Raw genomic sequence first — 2,982 nt, forward strand, 5'->3', positions numbered from 1 at the left:
GCCGGGCGACCTGCTAGGGCAGCGGTGCTATCTGGGGCTCGACCTCAGCGCCACAACCGACCTCACGGCCCTTGTCGCGTTCTTCCCCGACAGCGGCGACGTGCGCGCCTGGTTCTGGGCGCCCCGTGACGGGCTCGAGGAAGCCGAACGGCGCGACCATGTGCCCTATCAGCTTTGGGCCCGGCAGGGGCTCCTCGAGGCAACCCCCGGCCGCGCGATCGACAAGAAATGGATCGTGCATCGCCTGGGCGAGATCGTGCAGGACTATGACGTGCAGGCCCTCGCCTTCGACCGTTGGAAAATGGACGAGGTGCAACGCTACATGGCCGACGAAGGGGTGAAGCTGACGATGCAGCCTTGGGGGCAAGGTTTTCGTGACATGAGCCCGGCCATCGACGCCCTCGAGACCGCCATCTTGCAAGGCACCCTGCGGCACCCCTCGCATCCCGTGCTTGACTGGTGCCTGTCCAACGCCGTGACCATGACCGACCCGGCAGGCAATCGAAAGCTGGTGAAGGACAAGAGCCGGGGCCGCATCGACGGCGCCGTGGCCCTCAGCATGGCCGTAGGGGTTGCCGCCCGCACCCCGGCGAAGAAGCCGAGCGTCTATGCCAGCCGGGGGCTTATCGCCGTAGGGGCATAAGCAAGGCTCAAATTGACCCTTGCTTCGGCACCCCATGCCGGGTTGCCGCGCGAGGGCGAGGCGCAACCGTAGATCGAATTGATACACGGTTGTCCGGGCACCCCACGCGCGCGCGGGCGAGAGAAAAAAGAGATCAAATTGACCCCGTTAATCCGCACTCCCCCCACGCGCGCGCGGGCGAGAGGCACCGGCGGTTCGGTTTGCGGGTTTTCTTGCAACCCGCAAGTTCCTCCACGCGCGCGCGGGCGAGAGGCACCCCACGGCGGGTTGCCGCTAGGGTTGCTTGCATCCCCTAGCATGTGCTAGCATATCCTAGCATATGCAACCTGCCCCCGAGGGGGCGACCCTCGAGGACCAGATGAAACTACACGAGCTGCAAGAAGCGCGTTCGCGGACCATCGCAAAGATGCGTGCCCTGACCGACAAGGCCGAGACCGAGACCCGCGACCTGTCCGACACCGAAAGCGCCGAGTTCGGCACCCTGAAAGACGAGGTGCGCGCCCTCGACGGCAAGATCGACCGCGCCAAGTTCCTGGCCGAAGCCGAGCGTTCCGCGCCTGCCATCGTCCACAACGGCACGGGTGACGGCCGGTTCGAGGATCGGGCCCGCGACTTCTCGCTGGTGCGCGCCATTGGGGCGGCAATGGGCGAAGACGTTGACGCCGGGTTCGAGCGGGAAATGAGCGCCGAGGTGAAGCGCCGTTCCGGCCGCAAGTTCCAAGGCATCGCGGTTCCTGACCAGTATTTCACCCGCACCATGCTGACGACCGGGGCCGCCGCGCCGCTCTATCCGACGCAGCACCGGGCCGACCTCTACATCGACATGCTGCGGGATGCGCTGGTTATCGGCCGCCTGGGGGCAACGGTGCTCGACAACCTGGTGGGCGACCAGGACATTCCCAAGCAGACCGGCAGCGCGACGGCGCAATGGGTTGCCGAAGACCAACCCTTGACGGAAACCGACCTCACCTTTGACGATGTGACGCTGAGCCCGCACACGGTTGGCGCCCTGACCAGCTACAGCCGCCGCACCCTCATCAACGCCGTGCCTGGCATTGAGGACATCGTGCGCCGCGACCTCGCCTATGTCATCGCGGCCGCCATCGACAAGGCCGCCCTTATCGGTGACGGCACCGGCAACACCCCGGTTGGGGTGGTGAACGCCGAAGGGGTGCACAACCTGACGCTGGCAACTCCGAGCCGGGCGGAAGCCCTCGCCATGCCTATGGCGGTGCTGAGCGCGAACGCCGCTTTCGGCAACCTGGGTTGGGCCCTGAGCCCGGCAGCGGCGGCGGTGCTGATGAACACCATGCAGGTGACGGGTGACGCGGGCGGCGGCTACATCATGGACGGCGGGCAGATCGCCGGATACGGCCACGCCCTCACCAATGCCCTGCCGAACGGAACCGCCATCTTCGGCGCCTGGTCGCAACTGCTGGTGGGTTACTGGTCCGGCACCGACATTCTGGTGAACCCGTTTGCCGACGAAGCCTATCGCCGGGGCCGCGTCATGGTGCGTGCGATGCGCGACGTTGACGTGGGTGTGCGGCATGGCGAGAGCTTCGCGGTTGCCGACGATGTGACGGCGGTGCCTACGCCGTGACCGAACGCCGGGCCGCCATAGAGCTTCGCAGCGTGGGGGGCGGCAACGCCCTTCGCCTCGCTGGCTATGCCGCCGTCTTCGACAGCCCGTCCGAAGACCTGGGGGGCTTTGTCGAGTATGTGCGGCCCGGTGCCTTCACCCGGACCCTGCAAGGCAACCGCCTCGACCCCTTGGCCCTGGTGCATCACATGCCGCATCTGGTGCTAGGGCGCCGCTCTGCGGGCACCCTGAGGCTGGCCGAGGATAGCCGCGGGCTTCACTTCGAGGTGGACATGCCCGACACGACCACGGCGCGCGACCTGGCCGTGAGCGTGGAACGGGGCGACATTCGGGGCGCATCCTTCGCCTTCACGGTGGCGCCGGGCGGCGATGCCTGGACCGTCACCGGCGACCGGGTGCAGCGCGACTTGCACGACCTCGACCTTCACGAAATCACCATCACCGCGACCCCGGCCTATCCCGACACCGAGGTGGCCCGCCGCGCCTTGGCAACCCTCACTGCACCCCGCCTGCGGGTTGCCCGGCGATGGATGGAAACCCTATGAGCCTGCTGCGCCGCATCTTCGGGGCGAAGACCGAAGCCCGTTCCTCGAGCACCTGGGACCGCATGAGAGACGGTTACGAGGTGCAGGACATGCCCCTGACCCCGCCTCTGGCCGAGAACCTGAGCGGGGTTTTTGCCTGCGTCCAGATCATCAGCGAGACCATCGCCAGCCTGCCCCTGCTGGTTTACCGC

General features: G+C 67.0%; 4 protein-coding genes. All 4 read left to right on the forward strand.

What is annotated here, in order from left to right:
• Positions 1–643: terminase TerL endonuclease subunit (locus CK240_RS17230; RefSeq protein ID WP_240517555.1), on the forward strand; the 643-nt coding region annotated here is incomplete at its 5' end.
• A 358-nt stretch (positions 644–1,001) separates the two neighbouring features.
• Positions 1,002–2,246: a phage major capsid protein gene (locus tag CK240_RS17235; protein ID WP_167650104.1), complete on the forward strand. Its 1,245-nt coding sequence runs from the start codon at positions 1,002–1,004 to the stop codon at positions 2,244–2,246.
• Positions 2,243–2,791, forward strand: a complete 549-nt coding sequence (locus CK240_RS17240; RefSeq protein WP_205957905.1) for an HK97 family phage prohead protease — start codon at positions 2,243–2,245, stop codon at positions 2,789–2,791. The genes CK240_RS17235 and CK240_RS17240 overlap by 4 nt, the downstream gene beginning before the upstream one ends.
• Positions 2,788–2,982: phage portal protein (locus tag CK240_RS17245; RefSeq protein ID WP_167650105.1), on the forward strand; the 195-nt coding region annotated here is incomplete at its 3' end. The genes CK240_RS17240 and CK240_RS17245, both read left to right, overlap by 4 nt.

It is taken from the genome of Paracoccus salipaludis, assembly GCF_002287065.1.
In the GTDB taxonomy this organism is placed as follows: domain Bacteria; phylum Pseudomonadota; class Alphaproteobacteria; order Rhodobacterales; family Rhodobacteraceae; genus Paracoccus; species Paracoccus salipaludis.

Bases quoted from the DNA above. Each gene is read 5' to 3' on its own strand.
- CK240_RS17235 (WP_167650104.1), top strand. From the start codon at position 1,002: ATGAAACTACACGAGCTGCAAGAAGCGCGTTCGCGGACCATCGCAAAG.